The organism is Lentzea sp. NPDC005914 (assembly GCF_040629405.1).
GTDB lineage: Bacteria > Actinomycetota > Actinomycetes > Mycobacteriales > Pseudonocardiaceae > Lentzea.
Map to the genome: position 1 here is coordinate 215,227 of NZ_JBEXVQ010000002.1, position 20,554 is coordinate 235,780.

The following is a 20,554-nucleotide window of genomic DNA, read 5'->3' on the forward strand; positions in this document are numbered from 1 at the left end:
GAGCGCGATGGACGAGGTCGCGGGGCTGCCCGGCGGGGCTGAGCTGGCCGCGCTCGCTGACAAGATCGAGACCGCGCAACCGCAGGCCGTGCGCGACATCGCGAACCGCTGGAAGCAGGCGGCCGGCAAGTGCGGTGACCAGACGAACGCCCTGCAGAAGTCGGTCAGCCAGCTCGACGGCGCCTGGGAGGGCAAGTCGGCGGACGGCTTCGTGGCCTACATGGGCACCATCACGAAGGCCGGCACCTCGATGACCGACGGGCTCAACGGCGCCGCGGCCGACCTGGAGGCGGCCGCGAACGCGTTGGAAACCGCCAAGACCTCGATGACGACGATCTGCGAGAACCTGCTGAGCCGCGCCCGTCAGACGCGCCAGCAGCTCCACGGCCAGCCGCAGGAGGACGTCGACAGCGTCATCCGCGGTTACTGCGCCGAGGCCACGAGCGACGCGAAACCCGTGATCTCCCAGGCGGAAAGTGCCCTGAACGCCGCCGCGGGCGCCCTCAAGGGCCGCCCTGGCGCGATGGCACCGAAGTTCTCGTCCATTGAGGACCCGAACACGCAGTCCTTCACACCGGAGCCGGGCAAGGGGATCGAGTGGGCGCCGACTCCCGCGCCCGACGACTCGACGAAAACGTCCTCTTCGGACACACCGCCACCTCAGCAGCAGCAACCCGCCCCGTCCCAGCATCAAGGTGGCGGCGGTGGCGGCGGCAGCGCTTCCGGTGGTGGAGGCGGCGGTGGTGGAGGCGGCGAAGGCGGTGGCGGTGGCGGTGGCGGCATGGGCCCCAGCGGCGGTCCGCCGTCCGGCAGCCCTCCCCCCGGCAACGTCCAGGAGTGGATCAAAGAGGCCATCAAGATCCTGCAGGCCAACGGCATCCCGGTCACCGACGACAACATCGACGAGATCTGGAAGATCATCGAGAAGGAGTCGAGCGGCAACCCGCACGCCATCAACCTCTGGGACTCGAACTACCAGGCGGGCCACCCGTCCAAGGGCCTGATGCAGTGCATCGACTCGACGTTCAACGCCCACAAGCTGCCCGGCCACGACGACATCTGGAACCCGGTCGACAACATCATCGCCGGCGTCCGGTACACGTTCGACCGCTACGGCGGCTTCGCCGGCCACCCCGGCCTCAAGGCGATGGCGCAGGGCGGCGGCTATCAGGGTTACTGACCTGCGAAAGGCGAGTTAGCCTGGCGGCATGCTGACCGTGGCCGCCCGCGCCGACGTACCGCCCTTCCACGTCATGGACGTGCTTTCCGCTGCCGCACAAAGGCAGCGGACGCACGGCGACGTGATCTCCCTGGCCGCCGGGCAGCCTTCGAGCCCGGCGCCGAAACCGGTGCGGGACGCGGCGGCCAAGGCCCTGAACGACCACGCCCTCGGCTACACCGAGCAGCTCGGCATCCCCGAGCTGCGCAGTGCCATCGCCGGGCACTACCAGCGCCAGTACGACCTCGACGTGACCGCCGACGACGTGGTGGTCACGACGGGGTCGTCCGGCGCGTTCACGCTGGCGTTCCTGTCCGCGTTCGACGCCGGTGACAAGGTCGCCCTGGCCCGCCCCGGCTATCCCGCCTACCGCAACATCCTGAAAGCACTGGGATGTGAGGTCGTCGAGCTCCCGTGTGGCCCGGAAACGCGTTTCCAGCCCACGATCGAGATGCTCGACGACGGCCTCAAAGGCGTGATCGTCGCCAGCCCGGCCAACCCGACCGGGACAACAGTGGACGTCCGCCCGATCGCGCAGTGGTGCCAGACCAACGGCGTCCAGCTGGTCAGCGACGAGATCTACCACGGCATCAGCTACGGCGAACCGCTGCGCTGCGCCTGGGAAACGTCCAAAGAATCCATTGTCGTCAACTCGTTCTCGAAAGCGTTCGCGATGACCGGCTGGCGGCTCGGCTGGATGCTGCTGCCGGAACGCCTCCGCCGCGCCGTCGACTGTCTGACCGGCAATTTCACCCTCTGCCCGCCCGCATTGGCGCAATACGCCGCCGTCGAGGCATTCCACGAAGACTCCTATGCGGAAACGGCACTTCACCTCAAGAGGTACAGGACCAACCGCGACGTCCTCCTCGAAGGCCTGACGAACCTCGGCATCGACAAGCTCGCACCGGCCGACGGCGCCTTCTACGTCTATGCGGACATCAGGCACCTGACCGACGATTCGATGGCGTTCTGCCGCAGGTTCCTCGACGACACGGGCGTTGCCATCGTCCCCGGCATCGACTTCGACCCGGTCGACGGCCACCACTTCGTGCGGATGTCGTTCGCCGGTGCAACAAACGACATCGAGGAAGCGTTGGTACGTCTGAAGGCATGGCTCTGAAGGGGAGGAAGACCCATGTGGGCGATCATCGGCTGGCTGGTGGCGATCTGGATCGTGCTCGCCGTCGTCGGAGCCGTGGTGAAGGGCCTTTTCTGGCTCGCTGTGATTGGAGGACTACTCCTCGCAGGCACAGCGGCTTACGGTGCGATCAAATCCAAGCGGTGACACTGGTCTAAACGGGACCAACCACTCACCATGAAGCGGTGTTGCAGTCCAACGAGGCCCGCCTCGAACGGTGGGAGCGAAAGGTCGAGTGGCCCCTGACGGCACTCGCCGTGCTGTTCCTCGTCGCGTACGCGTGGCAGGTTCTCGACGATCACGGGCGCGCGCACTTCACCCTCGAGATCGTGTTGTGGCTGGTCTGGGCGTTGTTCGCGGCCGAGTACGTGACCAGGCTGACGCTGGCCAAAAACAAGATCCACTTTGTGAAATCGCATCTCTTCGATCTCGCGGCGGTCCTTCTGCCGATGGTCAGGCAACTCAGGGTGCTGAGGCTGATCACGGTGATAACGCTGCTCAACAAGAAGTTCCAGCACAAAATCCGGCAGCGGGTCAGCATTTACGTCGCCGGGGTGACGATCATCGTCGTTTTCTGCGCGAGCCTCGCCGTGCTGGACGCGGAAAGGCACGCGGAAAACGCCAGCATCACCACGTTCGGCGACGCGCTGTGGTGGACGCTCACGACCATGTCGACGGTCGGGTACGGCGACCGCTACCCCGTCACGGGCGAAGGGCGGATGGTCGCGGGCCTGCTCATGGTCGGCGGCATCGCCCTGCTCGGTGTCATCACCGGAACGATCGCCAGCTGGCTGGTGGAGAAGCTGCGCGGCGTCGAGGAAGCCGAGCTCGAGACCGCGCAGGAGCTCCGGAACCTACGCGCCGAGATCGCCGAACTCCGCGCGGAGCTCAACGCGCGCAGCGGCGGCTGACGTCCACAGCCGCGCGTCCCACCCGGCGATCAGAGCGCCCTCGACGTTCGAGGCGCGGTCGTCGAAGAAGATCAGGTCGGACGAACCGACGACCGACTCCACGTGGTGCCAGATCGCGGCATCCGGCTTCGCGTAGCCGAGGTCGCCGGAGAAGACCAGGTGCCGGAAGTGCTTGGCCCACGGCACCTTCTCGGCCAGCCGTGCGAACGTCGACGGCGCGTTCGACAGCAACGCCAGCGGCACGCTCAGAGCCGAAAGATCCTCGAGCAGCGCGACGGTGTCCGCTACCGGCTCGTCCAGCCAGCCCGCGTTGTCCATCGCGGTCATCTCGCGCACGGTGTCGTCGTCGAACGACATCCCGAGCGAGGACCCGATCAACGACCAGTAGTCGGCGTCCGACCCGCCCCGGTCGTACGCGTCGCGGTCCCAGTACGCGGACTCGAACTGCTCCAGCGAGACACCGAGCCGTGAGGCCATCGCGGGCAGCGCCGGGTTGCGCTGGCTGATGACCTCGCCGAAGTCGAACACGATCCAGCGCATCTCAGGCGTCCTCTCGTAGCCGGCGCAGCACCTCGGCGATGTCGGACGAGCCCACGTCGCCGTGCGTCACGAACCGAACCTTGCCGGACATCGGACTGGCGTGAACCCCGACCTCGCGCAACGCCGTCAGCGTCTTGTCCAGATCCGGAACAGAGGCCAGGACGATGTTCGTCGCGGGCTCGGGAACGTCCCAACCCAGCTCACGCAACCCCGCGGCCAGCGCGGACGCGTTCGCGTGATCGTCAGCCAGCCGGGAGATCCGATCCAGGGCGACGAGGCCGGCCGCCGCCAGCACCCCGCCCTGCCGAACCCCGCCACCGAGCATCTTCCGGACCCGGCGAGCCTCGACAACGAAGGAGGCAGACCCGGCCACGACAGACCCGACCGGCGCCCCGAGACCCTTCGACAGGCACACCTGCACGGTGTCCGCCCCGGCGGCCAGCACCTCGAGCGGCACCCCGAGCGCCACCGACGCGTTCCACAACCGAGCGCCGTCCAGATGCACGGCCAGCCCCACCGAGCGAGCGGCGGACACCAGCAGAGCGTGCTCATCAGCCGTGGTCACAGTGCCACCGGAAGCGTTGTGCGTGTTCTCCAAGCACAACAACGTGGTGTTCAGCCCGTAGTAGGGAGACTCGCCACCACCAGCGGCGACCACGGCTTCCGGAGACATGACCGCGAGCCCGTGCGGCATCCCGCCGGCCAGCCAGGCGGCGGTACCGAGTTCGGCGTCGAGAACGTGTGCGCCGAGCGGAGCCAGGAACCGGTCACCGCGCCGCAGATGCAGGAACAACGCGATGAGGTTGCCCATGGAGCCGGAGGGAACCCAGAGGGCAGCTTCGACACCGAGCAACGCGGCAACGCGTTCCTCCAGCAGCGCCATGGTCGGGTCGTGGTCCAGCACGTCGTCGCCGACCTCGGCCGACGCCATCGCGCGGCGCATCTCCTCGTCCGGCTGAGTCACGGTGTCCGAGCGCAGGTCGATGGGGGTCACGGCCCCGATCACATCACATCCGGTGAACGACCGAGGGGGTGATGTAGCTCTCGTCGATGGTTCGTGCAACCGTTGGTGACCCAGTTTCCGTCCCGTCAGTGCAACTCGAGGAACGAGCGGAGAGCAGTCCGCGTGGATCAGCGCGACGAGCAGGAGTTCGCGGAGTACTTCGTGGCTCGCCGTGAGGCCGTGCGCCGAACGGCATACCTGCTGTGCGGCGACTGGCACCGCGCTGACGACTTCGCGCAGACGGCGTTCGTGGCGGTGCACAGGAGGTGGCGGAAGATCCGGGACAAGCAGGCTCTCGACGCCTATGTGCGGCGCACGCTCGTGCGCGCGGTGATCGACGAGTCGCGCCGTCCGTGGCGGCGCGAGAAGTTCACCGACGAGCTGCCGGAGTCGCCGACTCAGGACAACGAGATCGGCGAGACGGTGGCGACGCGCGAGGCGTTGATGAAAGGCCTGCGCAGAGTTCCGCCGCGGCAACGCGCGGTGCTCGTGCTGAGGTTCCTCGAGGGCCTCGACGTAACGGCCACGGCCGAGGTTCTGAAGTGCTCGGAAGGAACTGTGAAGAGTCAGACCGCACGCGGGCTGACCGCGTTGCGGGAAGCTCTTGGCGACGCGATCGACGACCTGCGACCGGCGTCATGAACAAGACCGCGGAAAGGAGGACGTAGATGGACGAGCAGAAGCTCGCGGACCTGTTCCGCGACGCCGCGCACGACGCGCCACCGGCGTCCTTCGACGCGGGTGACGTCCGAACTGCTTCGCGACGCGCCAGCCTCCGCAGGCGCAACTCGATCGCCGCCGGCACTACCCTGGTCGTCGTGCTCGGCCTCGGCGGTGTCTTGGCGGGCACGAACTGGATCAGCACGGACAAGAGCAGCAGCAGCGCGCAACCGCAGGAGAACAACGACGCGCAGGCGCCGATGACCCTGATGGAAGCGCAGCCGTCCACGAAGAGCATCCCCGGAGACTCGTCCACGCAGGGGGACGGGTCCACGCCGGGGAGCACCGGTTTCACGACCGGTGCACAACGCGCAGTGCAGGGCTGCGCGGAGGTGGACCGGGAGCTCGCAGAGGCCCTCGCCAGCGAGCTTTCGGTCTCACCGGACTTCGCCCGACTTCCGTCGGTGTCCTGTTCACCTGACTCCCGCGCGGCCTCGTTCAAGATCGACGGGCTGACGGTCACCGCGATCGTGACGCCGCGGGCGTTCGACCCGCCCAGCGGTGCCTCGACGGAGAAGGTGACGTCCGGCAGCGGGCAGGACCTCTACGTGTTCACCCAGGGCGACGGCGAGCTGAAGAGCAAGGCCAGGCCCATCGCGGACGCACTGGCGCCGAAGTTCTGATCAGCGGCCCAGTACCCTGGCCCGACTATGACGGCAGCAACCCCGAAGGGTGAGCGCCGGAGGCAGGCGCTCGTCGAGGCCGCGTCCGCACTGCTCGTGGAGGGCGGATTCGACGCGGTCAGGCACCGCGCGGTCGCCGAACGCGCAGGTCTGCCGCTCGCGTCGACCACCTACTACTTCGACTCGCTCGACGAGCTGATCACCGCGGCGGTGGAGTTCCACGGCCGCACCGAGCTGGCGAGCTGCCGCGCACGCCTGGCCGAGCTGACCGACGAGCTGGCCGACGCCGACGTGCTGATCGAGCTGATCCTCGACCTGCTCGTGGGCCAGGACGTCACCGACACCGAGACGATGCTGCTGCGCTACGAACGCCTCGTCGCGACCGGCCGCCGCCCGTACCTGCGTCCGTTGATGAACGTGCTGTCCACGGAGCTGCACGCGCTGATCGCCGACATCTTCGCCCGCTCCGGCCGTGACATCACGCGCGACCGGGTCGAGGAGCTGATCGCGCTGGTCGACGGTTCCGTGGTCAACTCGTTCATCGAGCTCAAGTCGGACCCGCGCGGCGTCGCGGCCAGGATGCTCCGAACGGCCCTTTCGCGTCACGAGTGATGCAACCCCGCGTACCTCTGATGCGTTCCCCTGGTTGAGGACGCGAGAGGGGATCGCATGCGCAAGGCCGATGAGCAGGGCTTTCGCGAGTTCGCGGCAGCCAATGCCGCGTCTTTGCGACGCACTGCCTATCTGTTCTGTGGCGACTGGCACACCGCAGAGGACCTGATGCAGTCGAGCCTGATGAAGATGTACATGGCTTGGAAGCGCATCAAGGACCTCGACAACCTGATCGCTTACGCCCGCAAGGTGCTGCTGCGCACCTGGTTGGACGAGAAGCGCAGGCCGTGGCGCAGAGCCGAGCAGCGCGACGGGGAGCTGCCGGACGCCGCGGACGCCAGCGTGGATCCCGACACGACCAGCGCGAAGCTGTGGGCACGTGAGCTGGTCCACACCGCGTTGCTGCAGGTGCCGCCGAGGCAACGAGCGGTGCTCGTGCTGCGTTATTTCGAAGACCTGCCGGTCGCCGAGGTGGCGGTGGCCATGGGGTGCAGCGAGGGAACGGTCAAGAGCCAGACGGCGCGCGGCCTCGCGACGTTGCGCGCCATCGTGGAGAAGCTCGACAACAGTTCGGGGAGGGTCGCGTCGTGAGTGAGCAGGAGATCCGCGAGGGAATGCTGCTGGCCGTCTGGGACGAGCCGCCGCTCGACTTCGACCCCGACACGTTGATGAGGCGGGTCGAGCAGAAAAAAAGTCGTCGACGAGCGCTGGTCGCTGTGGGCGTGGCTACGGCGATGATCGCCGTGGCTTCGCTGTCGTTGCCGGGCCTGCTGCCGCGCGGTGAGGACGGCCAGCTCGCCTCCTCCCAGGAGCCGCCGAGTTCGTCCGCGCCACCGAGCGAGCCGGTGGACGAGAAGGCGAGGCGCATCGGCGACAAGCTGGTGGAGAAGTTCGGGCAGAGGATGACGAACCTCAAGGAGGTCTACGCGGACTTCCGTCCCGGCGTGTACGCCTATCAGCCGAACTCTCCGACGATCCCGCCGCACAGGCCGAACGACCCCGAGCTGTCCGGTTTCGTGCACTTCACCGACCACATCGGACAGACCGCGCTCCAGGTCGTCGTCACCAGGAACAAGGCGATCGAGACGTACCTCTGCTCGGGAGCGACCATTTGCCACAACGTCGCCCAGGACGACGGAACGACCGTCACCCAGATCCAGTTCGTCGAAGGCCAGGAGATCACGCAGTCGGTGGCGCTGCGCAAGTTCCCGAGCGGGTACTACGCGCAGATCTCCAGCTTCAGCAGCAACCCCGCCACGGGCAGCGGGCTGAGGCAGACGGTGCCGGTCGGTGTGGACGTGCTCACAGCGCTGGTCACGGACCCGGACGTGCGCTGGGAGTGAGGCCGGGGTGCACTAGCCTTGCAGGCGTGAGCAAGCCGCGCATCGCCAACGTCCTCGCAGGTCGCTACGCCTCCACGTCGCTCGCGACGCTCTGGTCGGCCGAGCACAAGATCGTGCTGGAGCGCCAGCTGTGGCTCGCCGTGCTGCGTGCCCAGGCGGCCGCGGGCATCGACGTGCCGGCCGGTGCGGTCGCCGACTACGAGCGCGTGCTGGAGCAGGTCGACCTGGAGTCGATCGCGGCGCGCGAGCGGGTGACGCGACACGACGTGAAGGCGCGCATCGAGGAGTTCAACGCGCTGGCGGGCCACGAGCAGGTCCACAAGGGCATGACCTCGCGCGACCTGACCGAGAACGTCGAGCAGCTGCAGGTGCTGCGGTCGCTCGAGCTGATCAGGTCCAAGGTCGCTGCGGTGCTCGGACGGCTGGCGCGGCTCGCGGCCGAGCACTCCGACCTGGTCATGGCCGGTCGCTCGCACAACGTGGCGGCGCAGGCGACGACGCTGGGCAAGAGGTTCGCTTCTGGTGCCGACGAGCTGCTGGTGGCGTTCTCCCGGCTGAACGAGCTGATCTCGCGGTACCCGTTGCGCGGCATCAAGGGCCCGGTCGGCACCGCCCAGGACATGCTCGACTTGCTGGGAACGCCCGAGAAGCTGGACGAGCTGGAGCGCACGGTCGCGGGCCACCTCGGCTTCGAGCGCGTGCTGACGTCGGTCGGCCAGGTCTACCCGCGCTCGCTGGACTTCGACGTGGTGTCCACGCTCGTGCAGCTCGCGGCGGCGCCGTCGTCGGTGGCGAAGACCATCCGCCTGATGGCAGGCCACGAGCTCGTGACCGAGGGCTTCAAGCCCGGTCAGGTCGGCTCCTCCGCCATGCCGCACAAGATGAACACCCGCTCGTGCGAGCGCGTGAACGGCTTCGCGGTGATCCTGCGCGGTTACCTGTCGATGGTCGGCGAACTCGCGGGCGACCAGTGGAACGAGGGCGACGTGTCGTGCTCGGTGGTCCGCCGGGTCGCGCTGCCGGACGCGTTCTTCGCGTTCGACGGGCTGCTGGAGACGTTCCTGACGGTGCTGGACGAGTTCGGCGCCTACCCGGCCGTGGTCGCGCGCGAGCTGGACCGCTACCTGCCGTTCCTCGGCACGACCAAGGTGCTGATGGCGGCCGTGCGCGCGGGTGTCGGCCGCGAGACCGCGCACCAGGCCATCAAGGAGAACGCGGTGGCCGTGGCGCTGGCGATGCGCGAGCAGGGCCTCGCGCAGAACGACCTGCTGGACCGCCTGGCCGCCGACGAGCGCCTGCCGCTGGACCGTGCCGCGCTGGACGCGTTGCTGGCCGACCGCCTGTCGTTCACCGGCGTGGCGTCGGCGCAGGTCGCGTCCATCGTTGAGCAGGTCGCCGCGGTCGTGGACAAGTACCCGGCGTACGAGCCGGAGCCGATTCTGTGATCGTTTCCGATCTGGTCGTCTACCCGGTCAAGGGCTGCGGCGGGTACTCCGTCGCGGCTTCTGCCGTCGACCTCACGGGCTTGCGCGGCGACCGGATGATGATGCTGGTCGACGACGACGGCGTCTTCCTGTCACAGCGCAAGTTTCCGGAGATGGCCGCGTTGCGTCCGCACCTCTCGGACTCGTCGCTGTTCCTCGGCGGGAACTCGTTCCCGGTCGTCCTCGACGGGCCTCGGGTTCCGGTCGTCGTGCACAAGTGGCAGGGCTTCGGGATCGACCAGGGCGACGACGCCGCCGAGCACTTCTCGGACGTGCTCGGCAGGTCGGTGCGGCTGGTGCGGACACCACCGGACCTGCGTCGCGAGTCGGGTGGCGACACCGCGGGCCTGGTCGGTTACGCAGATGCGCACGCGGTGCTGATGATCTCGCTGTCCTCATTGGACGGGTTGAACGAGCGGATCCTGGAGCGCGGCGCCGAGCCGGTGCCGATGAACCGGTTCCGCCCCAACATCATCGTGTCCGGCTGGCCGGAGCCGCACACCGAGGACAGGGTGCGGCGCGCGGTGATCGGCGACGTGGAACTGGCCTACGCCAAGGACTGCGTGCGGTGTGCCGTGCCGATGGTGGACCAGGAGACCGGTCTGCGCGACGGCCCGGAGCCGACTCGCACGCTGGCGACCTACCGGCGCGACCCGGACGGTGGCGTGACCTTCGGGATGAAGGCGGCCGTCACCGGCACCGGCACGATGGCGGTCGGCGACAAGATCGACGTGCTGGAGTGGGCTTCCTAGGCCTTGTGCCAGCGCAGGCGGTCGCCGCGCTGACCGTCCTTCTTGCACACCAGCGGCTCGCCGAGCAGCCCGATACCGGTGGCACCCTCGGGATCGCATCGCGCACCCTCGTTGACCAGCAGGCCTTGCTGCGGGGGCGTGCTCGGCGTCGTGGTCTGCGGGGGCGGCGGCGGTGCCTGCACGGGCGGCGGCTTCGGTTGCGTGGTCGTCGTGGTGGTCGTCGTGGTGGTCGTGGTGTTGACCGTGATGTCGACGACGTCCGGAGTCGGCACGATGCTGACCGGCTGGACCGGGGTCGTTGCCTGTGAGCTCGAAGCCGGGGAGGAGAGCGGGCTGGAGTCGATGCTCCACCCGGCCACTCCCAGCACGATGAGCAGTCCCAGGCTCGCCAAAGCCGGAATCCACAGCGCCTTACGGGTGAGCACGGGTGCACCTTAAGGGTCTGCGAGCTTGATCTGTAGAGGTGAAGGGGTGTGCGTCGGTTTTCCGGCACGCACACGTAGGCTGACCAGCGTGCCTACGCTCGCTGACTACCAGCACGTCGCCCGCGGCAAGGTTCGCGAACTCTACGACGTCGACGACGAGCTGCTGCTGTTCGTCGCGTCCGACCGGATCTCGGCCTACGACCACGTCCTGAGCACCGAGATCCCGGACAAGGGCCGGGTGTTGACGGCGATGAGCGTGTTCTGGTTCGAGCGGCTCGCCCCGAACCACCTGGTCGCCTTCGACGACCCGCGCATCCCCGCCGAGGTCCGCGGCCGGGCGCTGCTGGTGCGCAAGCTGAAGATGGTCGACGTCGAGTGCGTGGCGCGCGGGTACCTGACCGGTTCGGGCATGGCCGACTACACGGCGACCGGCGCGGTGTGCGGGATCGAGCTGCCGGCCGGGCTGGTCGAGGCCTCCGAGCTGACCCCGCCGATCTTCACGCCGGCGTCGAAGGCCGAGATCGGGGCGCACGACGAGAACGTGTCGTTCGAGGTCATCGCCGAGAAGCACGGTGTCGAGCTGGCGTCGAAGCTGCGTGACCGCACGATCGAGCTGTACAGCGAGGCGCGCGCGTACGCGTTGACGCGTGGCCTGATCCTGGCGGACACGAAGTTCGAGTTCGGGCTGGACGCGTCCGGTGAGCTGATCCTGGCGGACGAGGTCTTCACGCCGGACTCGTCGCGGTACTGGCCGGCCGAGGGCTACGAGCCCGGTCGCGTGCAGCCGTCGTTCGACAAGCAGTACGTCCGCGACTGGCTGACGTCTGATGCGTCCGGCTGGGACCGCAAGAGCGACGTCCCGCCGCCCCCGCTGCCCGCGGAGGTCGTGGAAGCCACCCGAAACAGGTACATCGAGGCCTACGAGCGGCTTACCGGACGGTCTTTCGCTGACTGGCTCGCCTGAGTTAGCTCTGGTTTCACGCGGATGTCACCACGGCATGGCGCACTCAATGCGTGCACTCACAGCTCGTGGTCTCACTGTCCGGCATCGGTCCGCAGACACTCGACCGATGCGCTGATCTCGCCGCGGCTCTCGACCCGCGGAAGGTGCCGTTGTCGCTGCTCGTGATCCCTCGCGAGCTCGGCAAGGCGCAGGAATGGGTGCGGCAGCGCGCCGCGCTCGGCGATGACGTCGTGCTGCACGGTCTCGGTCAGCGGCGGCTGCCTGCCTATGAGGCGGGGTTGTTGTTGACGGGTGCCCGTGTGCAGATGGAAGCCATCGGCCTCAACACCACCACGTTCGCCCCACGGCGCTGTATCGCGTCGCCCGGCACGTTGCTCGCGCTGGCCAAGCACCGGTTCAACCGCTGCGCCGACGCCCACGCGGTTCGCGACGTCGGCACCGGCCTCGCGACGCTGGGCCGGCTGCACGCGCTGACCGAGCGCACCAGCTTCGGTGAGTTGCGGTCGCTGGCGCTGGTCTACGCGGCGGCACGGTCCGCGCGCCGCGGTGGCCTGACCAGGATCACCGTCGACGCCCGTGACCTGGACCGGGCCGGTGCGCGGCAGGCCGTGCTCGACGCCGTGGACATCGCACTCGCCCACGACGCCGCGCCGACGACCTACGTCAAACTGCCGTCTCCTCGCCAGGCGTCAGCGGCCTGACCTCGGTGCCCTCCGGCTTGAGCATGTCGAACATCCGGTAGGCGTTCTCCGGCATCGACAGCAGCTTCTCGTGGATGGGCACCGCCGTGCGGGGCTTGATCGCGCGCATGAAGTCGACGGCCTCGCCGAGCCGCAGCCACGGCGCTCCGGTCGGCAGGCCGAGCACGTCGACGTCCTCGTCCGGCACGAACAGCGAGTCGCCGGGGTGGTAGAACGCGCCGTCGCCGACCACGTACGCGGTGTTCGGCACGATCGGGATGTCCTCGTGGATCATCGCGTGCTTGCCGCCGGCGACCTTGACCGTCGTGTCGCCGACCTTGATGACGTCGCCCGGCTGGGCGACGGTCGGATTCTCGACGCTCGGTGCCGATCCCTCGTCCACGATCAGCTGCGCCTGCGGGTTGGCCTTGAGCAGTGCGGGCAGCCTCTCGACGTCCAGGTGGTCGTAGTGCTGGTGGGTGATCAGTACCGCGTCTAGGTCTTTCACGTCCTCGAACCCGGCGGAGAACGTGCCGGGGTCGATCAGGATGCGCGTCGACCCGGTGTCCAGAAGCACGCAGGCGTGACCGAAATGGACAACTCGCATGGATTCCTCCATTACCGACGATTGGCGGGCTGACACGGTCAGGTGACGTCGGAAGTATCAAAAGGCATGAGGAAAACCCTGCAACTCCTCACGGCACTGGCGCTCGCCCTGCCGATGACGTCCTTCGTCCCTGCTACCACCACCTCTACTCCTGCTCAGGCGGCCTCGCCGCAGTCGCAGGAGATCGGCACTGAGGAATCGATCTCAGTCCGAGTGGGTGGCAAGTCCCTTTCTACCGTGATCGACAGGCCGGGATCCGGTTACGTGAAGATCCATTTCACCGACCTGCGGATCCTGCCAGGTGACGTGCTCACGGTGTCGAACCCTGACGGCACCGAGAAGTACACGTACAACCGGGATCTGCGGTCTTCCAAGACCGCTACTCCTGACGCTTCCGGCTTCTGGGCCATGTCGATCACCGGTTCGTCGGCCGTCGTGTCGGTGCGCAACCCGCTGTCGCGCGTGCGGATCGACAAGATCACCCGCGGCTACACCGAGGCCGAGATGTCGTCGCAGCCGTCCGTGCAGAGCATCTGCGGCACGAACGACTACAAGGACGCGGTCTGCTACCAGTCCAGCAACCCGACCGAGTGGGGCAAGACCGCGTCCGTCGCGAAGCTGCTGAAGAACGGCAGCTCGCTGTGCACGGCGTGGCGGGTCGGCCCGAACAATCGCATGCTCACCAACAACCACTGCTTCACGAGCACTTCCGGCATCGAGGTGTGGTTCAACTACCAGTGCCCGACCTGCGGCGGCACCACTTCGGCCGCCGTCACCAAGGTGCTGGCGTCCCAGGTGCTGAAGACGGACACCGGGCTCGACTACACCCTCTTCTCCGTGAACAACTTCGCGGCCATCAGTTCGTTCGGCTACCTCGAGCTGGACGCGCGCGTTCCGGACGTGGGTGAGGAGATGTACGTCATCGGCCACCCGGCCGGGAAGCTGAAGAAGTTGTCGTTGCGCGACACCAACAACGGCTCCGGCTACTGCATCGTGCGCGCGGTGCGGGTCAACGGCAACGTCTCGCAGTCCGACATCAGCTACATGTGCGACACCGAGGGCGGCTCGTCCGGCTCGCCGGTGCTGTCGAGGCGCACGCACAAGGTGATCGGGCTCCACCACTTCGGCGGCTGCCCGAACCAGGGCGTGCGCATCGACCTCGTTGCCGCACAGATCAACTCACTGCTGTAAGGATTTCCTGCTCTTCTTCTTCGGTGAGCCCGGCCTTGCGAGGCCGGTCCAGCCCGAGGCCGCGCTCGTACTCCAGCGAGTCGAGCGCGGTCTCGGTCAGCGACCTGACCCGCAGCCCGTTCGCCAGCGCGTTGCTCACATCGCGGCCGACCATCTTGGCCCACTCCTGCGGCAGCCACAGCGGAAGCGACCGCGGCCCGGCCCACGGGTTGATCTCGAGCTTCTGGAGCACGCTCTCCGGCACGCTGACGATCTGCGTACCGGGCGCCGCCGTGGCTCCCGCGATCTCCCCGATCGCCATCTGGAACGGCATGACCGGCCCGGTCGAGTCGTACGTGCCCGTGACCCGCTCCTCGGCCGCGAACACGATCCACTGCGCCAGATCCCGCACGTCGATGTGCTGGAACCCGAGGTCAGGGCTGTCCGGCACGACCACCCGGCCACCCCTGCTGAACCGCGCGGGCCAGTACCCGAACCGGTCGCTCGGATCGTCGGGCCCGGTGATCAGCCCGGCCCTGACGATGAACTCGCGCCCGGCCACCACCTCCCTGACCGCGTTCTCGCTGGCCACCTTCACGCTGCCGTACCGCTCCGCCGTGAACTCCTCGGCCGGGTCGTCCTCGAGCGGCGGCAGGAGCTCGTCACTGCCCGTGCCGTGGTCGGCGTAGACCGAGATGCTCGACACGAACGTCCAGTGCGGCGTCGTCGGCCCGAACGCCTCGAGCGCGTCCCGCACCCAGTTCACCGAGTACTTGGACACGTCGATGACCGAGTCGAACTGCTCCCCGGCGAGCTGGTCGAACGCACCGGGTTTGTTTCTGTCGATCGGGATCAGGCGTGCGCCTTCAGGCACGGCACCCGAGGCGCCACGGGCACCGCACACCACGTCGTGGCCGCGGCGCACGGCCTCCGCCGTGATGGCCTTGCTGAGGAACACGGTTCCGCCGAGCACCAGGATCTTCATGATTCCCAGCTTCCGTCCGATCGGGCTGGAGTGCCAGCGCTCTCTGCTTTCGGCGTAACGCCTCGATCGGCCGGCCTCGCTGAAGTATCGTTCGGGCCCGGCCGATGGTGGGGCCTGTCAAGAAGGAGACACCTGCTCGCCGCAAGCAGATCCTGTCCGCTTTGGCATCAACCGTGGTGCACGTCGACATCTACCTCGCGTGCTGTCGGGAGGGCGAGGAGCGGGCGCGACAGACCTGCGTCGCCGGCTGACCGACGACCTGCTCAAGGTCGGCGTCACGCGGTTGGTGTTCGACAGCCGTGAGGTCCAAGACGACGACGTGGTGCTGTCCCACGAGGGCAAGCCGGTTCACCCGATGGTGCGTCCGGTGAAGATGTGCCGCCGAACACGTGTCGAGTTGATGAACCTCCAGGTCAGATAGGGTCTCGGAGTACCGCCAGCCCCTCAAACCCGGGAGCAGTCTGTCGTGGCCCGAGTCGTCGTCGACGTCATGCCGAAGCCCGAAATTCTCGACCCCCAAGGCCAGGCGGTGGCGAACGCGCTGCCGCGTCTCGGCTTCGACGGCATCACCGCCGTCCGCCAGGGCAAGCACTTCGAGCTGGAGGTCGCCGACGACGTCGACGACGCCACGCTCGCCAAGATCGCTGAGACCTTCCTCGCCAACCCCGTGATCGAGGACTGGACCGTGCGCAGGGTCGAGGCATGAGGGTCGGTGTCATCACCTTCCCCGGCACGCTCGACGACGTCGATGCGCAGCGGGCGGTGAAATACGCCGACGGGGAGGCCGTGCCGTTGTGGCACGGCGATCACGACCTCAAGGGTGTTGACGCGGTCGTCGTGCCCGGCGGGTTCTCGTACGGCGACTACCTGCGGTGCGGTGCCATCGCCCGGTTCGCGCCGGTCATGCAGGAAGTGATCGAGGCCGCGAACAAGGGGATGCCGGTTCTGGGCATCTGCAACGGCTTCCAGATCCTCGCCGAGGCCCACTTGCTGCCGGGGGCGCTCGTCCGCAACCACAAGCTGCACTTCGTGTGCCGCGACCAGTGGCTCAGCGTCGAGAACAACACCACCGCCTGGACCACCAGGTACGACGAAAAAGCCGAGATCCTCGTGCCGCTGAAGTCGGGCGAGGGCGGCTACCAGGCCGACGAAGACACCCTCAAAGAGCTGGAAGACAACAACCGCGTCGTCTTCCGGTACGTCGGCGAGAACCCGAACGGCAGCCGCAACAACATCGCGGGCATCACCAACGCCAGGGGCAACGTCGTCGGCCTCATGCCGCACCCCGAGCACGCCATCGACGCGCTCACCGGCCCGACGGACGACGGACTGGGGATGTTCCTGTCGCTTCTCGACGCAGTGCAGGTGAACGCATGATCGACACCGTCAAGAACGCGGAGAGCACGCCCGACCAGGAGCAGCCCTACAAGGAGCTGGGCCTGAAGGACGACGAGTACGCGCGCATCAAGGAGATCCTCCAGCGCAGGCCGACCGATGCCGAGCTCGCGATGTACTCGGTCATGTGGAGCGAGCACTGCTCCTACAAGTCGTCCAAGGTGCACCTGAAGTACTTCGGCGACACCACGACCGACGAGATGCGCAGCAAGATGCTCGCGGGCATCGGCGAGAACGCCGGCGTCGTCGACATCGGTGACGGCTGGGCGGTCACGTTCAAGGTCGAGAGCCACAACCACCCGTCGTACGTCGAGCCCTACCAGGGTGCGGCCACGGGTGTCGGTGGCATCGTCCGAGACATCCTCGCGATGGGCGCGCGGCCGCTCGCCGTCATGGACCCGCTGCGGTTCGGCAAGCCGGACGCCGAAGACACCAGGCGCGTGCTTCCCGGCATCGTCGCGGGCGTCGGCGGCTACGGGAACTGCCTCGGCCTGCCGAACATCGGCGGCGAGGTCGTGTTCGACGAGTCCTACCAGGGAAACCCGCTGGTCAACGCCCTGTGCGTCGGCGCCATGCGCACCGAGGACCTGCACCTCGCGCACGCGAGCGGCACCGGCAACAAGGTCATCCTCTACGGCGCGCGCACCGGTCTCGATGGCATCGGCGGAGTCAGCGTCCTGGCCAGCGAGACGTTCGACGACTCAGCCGGCAAGCGCAAGAAGCTGCCGAGCGTCCAGGTCGGCGACCCGTTCACCGAGAAGGTCCTGATCGAGTGCTCGCTCGAGCTCTTCGAGAAAGGCATCGTCGTCGGCATCCAGGACCTCGGCGGAGCCGGTCTCAGCTGCGCCACGAGTGAGCTCGCCTCCGCGGGTGACGGCGGCATGCACGTCTACCTCGACCGGGTGCCGCTCAGGGCCAAGAACATGACCCCGGCCGAGATCCTCTCCAGCGAGTCCCAGGAACGCATGTGCGCGGTCGTCGAACCGGAGAACGTCGACGCCTTCATGGAGGTCTGCAAGAAGTGGGACGTCATCGCCACCGAGATCGGTGAGGTGACCGACGGCGACCGCCTGGTGATCACGTACCACGACGAGGTCGTCGTGGACGTGCCGCCGCGCACCGTCGCCCACGAGGGCCCGGTCTACCACCGGCCGATCCAGCGCCCGGCCGACCAGGACGAGCTGCAGGCGAACACGCCGGACAGCCTCGAAAGGCCCGAGAACGTCCTCGAGCTGATCAAGATCATGGCGGCCAGCCCCAACCTGGCCTCCAAGAAGTGGGTCACCCAGCAGTACGACCGGTACGTCCGCGGCGGCACGGTTCTCGCGCAGCCGAGCGACGGCGGCATGATCCGGATCGACGAGGAGACCGGCCGCGGTGTCGCTCTCTCGACGGACTGCAACGGCCGTTACACCAAGCTCGACCCGTACGAGGGCGCGAAGCTCGCACTGGCCGAGGCCTACCGCAACGTCGCCGCCACCGGTGCCACGCCAGTAGCGGTCACGAACTGCCTCAACTTCGGCTCGCCGGAGGACCCCGGTGTCATGTGGCAGTTCGAGCAGGCCGTGAAGGGCCTCGCGGACGGCTGCGCGGAGCTGGGCATCCCGGTGACCGGCGGCAACGTCAGCTTCTACAACCAGACCGGCACCACGGCGATCCTGCCGACGCCGGTCGTGGGCGTGCTGGGCGTGATCGACGACGTGCGGCGCCGCATCCCCACCGGGATCGGGGCCGAGGCGGGTGAGACGCTGCTGCTGCTCGGTGAGACCAAAGCGGAGTTCGGCGGCTCGGAGTGGGCTCACCACGTGCACGGTCACCTCGGCGGTCTGCCGCCGAAGGCCGATCTGCAACGCGAGAAGCTGCTCGGTCAGGTGCTCGTCGCGGGTTCCCGTGACGGCATGGTCTCCGCCGCGCACGACCTGTCCGAGGGTGGACTTGCCCAGGCGCTGGTCGAGACGTGCCTGATCGGCGAGGTCGGCGCGCGGGTGTTCCTGCGGGGCGACCTGTTCACCGAGTTGTTCAGCGAGTCGGCCGGCCGCGTGCTGGTCGCCGTGCCGCGAACCGAGGAGCAGCGCTTCACCGACATGTGCACCGCGCGCCGCCTGCCGTGGCGCAAGGTCGGTGTCGTCGACCCGGAGTCGAAGGCGCTGGAGATCCAGGGCCTCGGTGAGCTGCCGCTCGACGAGCTGCGCGAGGCCTGGGAGGGCACCCTCCCGGCCCTGTTCGACTAGCCGGTTTCAGCGCATCGCCGTCAGCTGGCGGCGATGCGCTGCAGCTGGTCGAACTGGCCGTTGAACAGGTTCTGGTCGCCGGGGAACAGGCCCGCCGCCTGCCACTGCCAGATCGTGTGGAAGTCGAACCCCATCGGCAACGGGCCGAGCGTCGAGTTGTAGTGCGCGACCCACAGCGGGTTGTTGTCGCCGAACTTCATCGAGCCGCCGACGCACCTGTTCCACCAGCTCGTGGACGTGTAGATGGCCGGATACCGCCTGGTGCGGGCGAAAACCGTGTCGCTGAACGCCTTCACCCAGGCGGTCATGGCCTCCTGGCTCATGTTGTAGCAGGTGTCGCCGTACGGGTTGTACTCCATGTCCAGCGCCGGTGGCAGCGTCCTGCCGTCGGGCGACCAGCCGCCGCCGTTGTCGACGAAGAAGTTCGCCTGCGCGGCACCGTCGGTGCGGTCCGGCAGCGCGAAGTGATACGCGCCGCGGATCATGCCGACGTCGTAGGAACCGTCGTACTGCTGGGTGAACTTCGGGTTCCGGTAGTGGGTTCCCTCGGTCGCCTTGACGTAGGTGAAACGGGCTCCATTGTCCCAGGAGGACTTCCAGTCGACGTCGCCCTGATGGCTGCTCACGTCCATGCCCGGCACTTTGCCGTCCGCTGACGGGTCCTCCGCTGTTCGGAGGCCGCCGCCACCTTCGTACTTGAGTATCTGAGATCCCGCGAAATGGTCCGCGGAGCCCTCTGGCAAGGGCGCCGCGGACGCGGGTGCCGGCGTCATGCCGGCGACGATCGCCACGATGCTGATCAGGGTCCGCATGGACTAGATCGTGCGACCGTTTGTCCTAATTTGCCACTGGGGTCACCCGTCCAGGCGGGTCAGCTCGTCCCTGGTCAACTCCAGGTGGGTGGCCTGGGCGGAATCGCGGATGCTCGCGGGCCGGGATGCACCCGGAATGGGGACTACCACTTCGGACTTGGCCAGCATCCACGCGAGACAGACCTGGTGCGGGCTCACGCCGTGCGCGTCGCCGACCTCCTTGAACGGACCGCTCAGCGCGCCCGCCTTGCTGATGCCGCCGAACGGGCTCCACGGCAGGAACGCGATGCCGAGCTTGTCGCACAGCTCCAGTTCGGGCTCGCTCGACCGGAACGACGGCGAGAACTGGTTCTGCACGGACGTCAGGCGCCCGTCCAGGATGTCGTTGGCCTGCACGATCTCGTCCGGGTTGAAGTTCGAGACACCGGCGTAGCGGATCTTGCCGTTGTCCAGCAGCTCCTTGAGCACGCCGACCGACTCGGCGATCGGCGTCTTCGGGTCCGGCCGGTGGAACTGGTACAGGAAGATCTGCTCGACGCCGAGCCGCCGCAGTGACGCGTCGACGGCGCGACGCAGGTACTCCGGACGTCCGTCGAGAGCCCAGCCGCCGCCAGCAACGCGCGTGTGACCGCCCTTGGTCGCGACGAACACCTCCTCGGACCTGCCTCGCAGCGCCTCGGCGATCAGCTCCTCGTTGTGGCCGAAGTCGCTGTCGTCGAGCGAGTAGGCGTCGGCGGTGTCGATGAACGTCACGCCGGCGTCGAGCGCGGCGTGAATGGTCTCGATCCCCTGCGCGCGGTCCGGCCTCCCCTGGATGGAGACGGGCATGCCGCCCAAGCCGATGGCACTGACCTCTGCTTCTCCGATACGACGCTTCTGCATGACCTCCACTCTGGCGCAGGTCGATTAAGCTGTCCAACGCAAAGAAGTGATCTCATTG

General features: G+C 67.8%; 25 protein-coding genes. 18 read left to right on the forward strand and 7 right to left on the reverse strand.

Features of this window, described 5'->3' with window-relative positions:
* Positions 1–7 precede the first annotated feature (7 nt).
* Genes ABZ345_RS03825 through ABZ345_RS03840 form a run of 4 tightly spaced genes read left to right on the forward strand, consistent with a single transcriptional unit; the run spans position 8 to position 3,268 of the window.
* On the forward strand, positions 8–1,180 hold the full coding sequence (locus ABZ345_RS03825; protein WP_359843118.1) for a WXG100 family type VII secretion target: 1,173 nt from the start codon (positions 8–10) through the stop codon (positions 1,178–1,180).
* 28 nt (positions 1,181–1,208) lie between these two features.
* Positions 1,209–2,339 carry a pyridoxal phosphate-dependent aminotransferase gene (locus tag ABZ345_RS03830; protein ID WP_359842624.1) on the forward strand — a complete coding sequence of 377 codons (1,131 nt, stop codon included), beginning with the start codon at positions 1,209–1,211 and terminating at the stop codon, positions 2,337–2,339.
* A 15-nt stretch (positions 2,340–2,354) separates the two neighbouring features.
* Complete coding sequence (locus tag ABZ345_RS03835; protein ID WP_166049133.1) at positions 2,355–2,504, forward strand: hypothetical protein; 150 nt, start codon at positions 2,355–2,357, stop codon at positions 2,502–2,504.
* A 38-nt stretch (positions 2,505–2,542) separates the two neighbouring features.
* Positions 2,543–3,268, forward strand: coding sequence for an ion channel (locus ABZ345_RS03840; RefSeq protein WP_359842626.1), 726 nt, complete (start codon positions 2,543–2,545; stop codon positions 3,266–3,268).
* On the opposite strand, the gene ABZ345_RS03845 is transcribed toward ABZ345_RS03840, so the two are convergent.
* A complete protein-coding gene (locus ABZ345_RS03845; RefSeq protein WP_359842628.1) occupies positions 3,212–3,808 on the reverse strand; it encodes an HAD-IA family hydrolase in 597 nt (198 codons plus the stop codon). The genes ABZ345_RS03840 and ABZ345_RS03845 overlap by 57 nt on opposite strands.
* 1 nt (position 3,809) lies before the next feature.
* Positions 3,810–4,811 carry a GntG family PLP-dependent aldolase gene (locus ABZ345_RS03850; RefSeq protein ID WP_359843120.1) on the reverse strand — a complete coding sequence of 334 codons (1,002 nt, stop codon included), beginning with the start codon at positions 4,809–4,811 and terminating at the stop codon, positions 3,810–3,812.
* Positions 4,812–4,934: 123 nt separating this feature from the next.
* On the opposite strand from ABZ345_RS03850, the gene ABZ345_RS03855 reads away from it, so the two are divergent.
* Genes ABZ345_RS03855 through ABZ345_RS03885 form a run of 7 tightly spaced genes read left to right on the forward strand, consistent with a single transcriptional unit; the run spans position 4,935 to position 10,345 of the window.
* A complete protein-coding gene (locus ABZ345_RS03855) occupies positions 4,935–5,453 on the forward strand; it encodes a SigE family RNA polymerase sigma factor (protein ID WP_359842630.1) in 519 nt (172 codons plus the stop codon).
* Positions 5,454–5,479: 26 nt separating this feature from the next.
* The gene (locus ABZ345_RS03860; protein ID WP_359842632.1) at positions 5,480–6,154 is read left to right on the forward strand and encodes a hypothetical protein; all 675 of its coding nucleotides are present in this window, start codon (positions 5,480–5,482) and stop codon (positions 6,152–6,154) included.
* A gap of 27 nt (positions 6,155–6,181) precedes the next feature.
* Positions 6,182–6,766, forward strand: a complete 585-nt coding sequence (locus ABZ345_RS03865; protein ID WP_359842634.1) for a TetR family transcriptional regulator — start codon at positions 6,182–6,184, stop codon at positions 6,764–6,766.
* Positions 6,767–6,823: 57 nt separating this feature from the next.
* The gene (locus ABZ345_RS03870; RefSeq protein WP_359842636.1) at positions 6,824–7,357 is read left to right on the forward strand and encodes a SigE family RNA polymerase sigma factor; all 534 of its coding nucleotides are present in this window, start codon (positions 6,824–6,826) and stop codon (positions 7,355–7,357) included.
* Positions 7,354–8,109 (forward strand): hypothetical protein, encoded by a 756-nt coding sequence (locus tag ABZ345_RS03875; RefSeq protein WP_359842638.1) that lies wholly within the window; start codon positions 7,354–7,356, stop codon positions 8,107–8,109. The genes ABZ345_RS03870 and ABZ345_RS03875 overlap by 4 nt, the downstream gene beginning before the upstream one ends.
* Positions 8,110–8,135: 26 nt before the next feature.
* A complete protein-coding gene (purB, locus tag ABZ345_RS03880; RefSeq protein ID WP_359842640.1) occupies positions 8,136–9,554 on the forward strand; it encodes an adenylosuccinate lyase in 1,419 nt (472 codons plus the stop codon).
* A complete protein-coding gene (locus ABZ345_RS03885) occupies positions 9,551–10,345 on the forward strand; it encodes an MOSC N-terminal beta barrel domain-containing protein (protein WP_359842642.1) in 795 nt (264 codons plus the stop codon). The genes purB and ABZ345_RS03885 overlap by 4 nt, the downstream gene beginning before the upstream one ends.
* Here ABZ345_RS03885 and ABZ345_RS03890 read toward each other — a convergent pair.
* Complete coding sequence (locus tag ABZ345_RS03890) at positions 10,342–10,770, reverse strand: hypothetical protein (protein ID WP_359842644.1); 429 nt, start codon at positions 10,768–10,770, stop codon at positions 10,342–10,344. The two genes, ABZ345_RS03885 and ABZ345_RS03890, sit on opposite strands and share 4 nt — an antisense overlap.
* An 88-nt stretch (positions 10,771–10,858) precedes the next feature.
* Here ABZ345_RS03890 and ABZ345_RS03895 point away from each other — a divergent pair, with 88 nt between their 5' ends.
* Together ABZ345_RS03895 and ABZ345_RS03900 are read left to right on the forward strand one after the other, a co-directional pair.
* Entirely contained in the window at positions 10,859–11,734 is an 876-nt protein-coding gene (locus ABZ345_RS03895; protein WP_359842646.1) for a phosphoribosylaminoimidazolesuccinocarboxamide synthase, read from the forward strand.
* A 50-nt stretch (positions 11,735–11,784) separates the two neighbouring features.
* The gene (locus ABZ345_RS03900; RefSeq protein ID WP_359842648.1) at positions 11,785–12,435 is read left to right on the forward strand and encodes a DUF2334 domain-containing protein; all 651 of its coding nucleotides are present in this window, start codon (positions 11,785–11,787) and stop codon (positions 12,433–12,435) included.
* Here the strand turns inward: ABZ345_RS03900 and ABZ345_RS03905 are convergent.
* Positions 12,398–13,021, reverse strand: coding sequence for an MBL fold metallo-hydrolase (locus ABZ345_RS03905; RefSeq protein WP_359842650.1), 624 nt, complete (start codon positions 13,019–13,021; stop codon positions 12,398–12,400). The two genes, ABZ345_RS03900 and ABZ345_RS03905, sit on opposite strands and share 38 nt — an antisense overlap.
* A 66-nt stretch (positions 13,022–13,087) precedes the next feature.
* Here ABZ345_RS03905 and ABZ345_RS03910 point away from each other — a divergent pair, with 66 nt between their 5' ends.
* Positions 13,088–14,212 carry a serine protease gene (locus ABZ345_RS03910; protein ID WP_359842652.1) on the forward strand — a complete coding sequence of 375 codons (1,125 nt, stop codon included), beginning with the start codon at positions 13,088–13,090 and terminating at the stop codon, positions 14,210–14,212.
* On the opposite strand, the gene ABZ345_RS03915 is transcribed toward ABZ345_RS03910, so the two are convergent.
* Positions 14,196–15,176 (reverse strand): NAD-dependent epimerase/dehydratase family protein, encoded by a 981-nt coding sequence (locus ABZ345_RS03915; RefSeq protein WP_359842654.1) that lies wholly within the window; start codon positions 15,174–15,176, stop codon positions 14,196–14,198. The two genes, ABZ345_RS03910 and ABZ345_RS03915, sit on opposite strands and share 17 nt — an antisense overlap.
* 199 nt (positions 15,177–15,375) lie before the next feature.
* Between ABZ345_RS03915 and ABZ345_RS03920 the strand changes: the two genes are divergently transcribed.
* From ABZ345_RS03920 to purL, 4 genes are read left to right on the forward strand one after another with little or no spacing between them, the layout of a single operon-like run.
* Positions 15,376–15,597 carry a hypothetical protein gene (locus ABZ345_RS03920; protein WP_359842656.1) on the forward strand — a complete coding sequence of 74 codons (222 nt, stop codon included), beginning with the start codon at positions 15,376–15,378 and terminating at the stop codon, positions 15,595–15,597.
* Positions 15,598–15,642: 45 nt separating this feature from the next.
* A complete protein-coding gene (gene purS, locus ABZ345_RS03925) occupies positions 15,643–15,882 on the forward strand; it encodes a phosphoribosylformylglycinamidine synthase subunit PurS (RefSeq protein WP_030465889.1) in 240 nt (79 codons plus the stop codon).
* Complete coding sequence (gene purQ, locus ABZ345_RS03930; RefSeq protein ID WP_359842658.1) at positions 15,879–16,553, forward strand: phosphoribosylformylglycinamidine synthase subunit PurQ; 675 nt, start codon at positions 15,879–15,881, stop codon at positions 16,551–16,553. Before purS ends, purQ begins: the two co-directional genes overlap by 4 nt.
* Positions 16,550–18,802 carry a phosphoribosylformylglycinamidine synthase subunit PurL gene (purL, locus tag ABZ345_RS03935; RefSeq protein ID WP_359842660.1) on the forward strand — a complete coding sequence of 751 codons (2,253 nt, stop codon included), beginning with the start codon at positions 16,550–16,552 and terminating at the stop codon, positions 18,800–18,802. The genes purQ and purL overlap by 4 nt, the downstream gene beginning before the upstream one ends.
* 20 nt (positions 18,803–18,822) lie before the next feature.
* Here purL and ABZ345_RS03940 read toward each other — a convergent pair whose 3' ends face one another.
* Positions 18,823–19,614: a lysozyme gene (locus ABZ345_RS03940; protein ID WP_359842662.1), complete on the reverse strand. Its 792-nt coding sequence runs from the start codon at positions 19,612–19,614 to the stop codon at positions 18,823–18,825.
* 42 nt (positions 19,615–19,656) lie between these two features.
* A complete protein-coding gene (locus ABZ345_RS03945; protein WP_359842663.1) occupies positions 19,657–20,496 on the reverse strand; it encodes an aldo/keto reductase in 840 nt (279 codons plus the stop codon).
* Positions 20,497–20,554: the final 58 nt, after the last annotated feature.

Excerpts from the sequence above, each read along its gene's own strand:
- ABZ345_RS03865 (WP_359842634.1), top strand. The coding sequence starts at position 6,182 with ATGACGGCAGCAACCCCGAAGGGTGAGCGCCGGAGGCAGGCGCTCGTC.
- purQ (WP_359842658.1), top strand. The coding sequence starts at position 15,879 with ATGAGGGTCGGTGTCATCACCTTCCCCGGCACGCTCGACGACGTCGAT.
- ABZ345_RS03825 (WP_359843118.1), top strand. The coding sequence starts at position 8 with ATGGACGAGGTCGCGGGGCTGCCCGGCGGGGCTGAGCTGGCCGCGCTC.
- ABZ345_RS03940 (WP_359842662.1), bottom strand. The coding sequence starts at position 19,614 with ATGCGGACCCTGATCAGCATCGTGGCGATCGTCGCCGGCATGACGCCG.
- purL (WP_359842660.1), top strand. The coding sequence starts at position 16,550 with ATGATCGACACCGTCAAGAACGCGGAGAGCACGCCCGACCAGGAGCAG.
- ABZ345_RS03835 (WP_166049133.1), top strand. The coding sequence starts at position 2,355 with ATGTGGGCGATCATCGGCTGGCTGGTGGCGATCTGGATCGTGCTCGCC.
- ABZ345_RS03870 (WP_359842636.1), top strand. The coding sequence starts at position 6,824 with ATGCGCAAGGCCGATGAGCAGGGCTTTCGCGAGTTCGCGGCAGCCAAT.
- ABZ345_RS03860 (WP_359842632.1), top strand. The coding sequence starts at position 5,480 with ATGGACGAGCAGAAGCTCGCGGACCTGTTCCGCGACGCCGCGCACGAC.
- ABZ345_RS03845 (WP_359842628.1), bottom strand. The coding sequence starts at position 3,808 with ATGCGCTGGATCGTGTTCGACTTCGGCGAGGTCATCAGCCAGCGCAAC.
- ABZ345_RS03945 (WP_359842663.1), bottom strand. The coding sequence starts at position 20,496 with ATGCAGAAGCGTCGTATCGGAGAAGCAGAGGTCAGTGCCATCGGCTTG.
- ABZ345_RS03915 (WP_359842654.1), bottom strand. The coding sequence starts at position 15,176 with ATGAAGATCCTGGTGCTCGGCGGAACCGTGTTCCTCAGCAAGGCCATC.
- ABZ345_RS03830 (WP_359842624.1), top strand. The coding sequence starts at position 1,209 with ATGCTGACCGTGGCCGCCCGCGCCGACGTACCGCCCTTCCACGTCATG.
- ABZ345_RS03910 (WP_359842652.1), top strand. The coding sequence starts at position 13,088 with ATGAGGAAAACCCTGCAACTCCTCACGGCACTGGCGCTCGCCCTGCCG.
- ABZ345_RS03905 (WP_359842650.1), bottom strand. The coding sequence starts at position 13,021 with ATGCGAGTTGTCCATTTCGGTCACGCCTGCGTGCTTCTGGACACCGGG.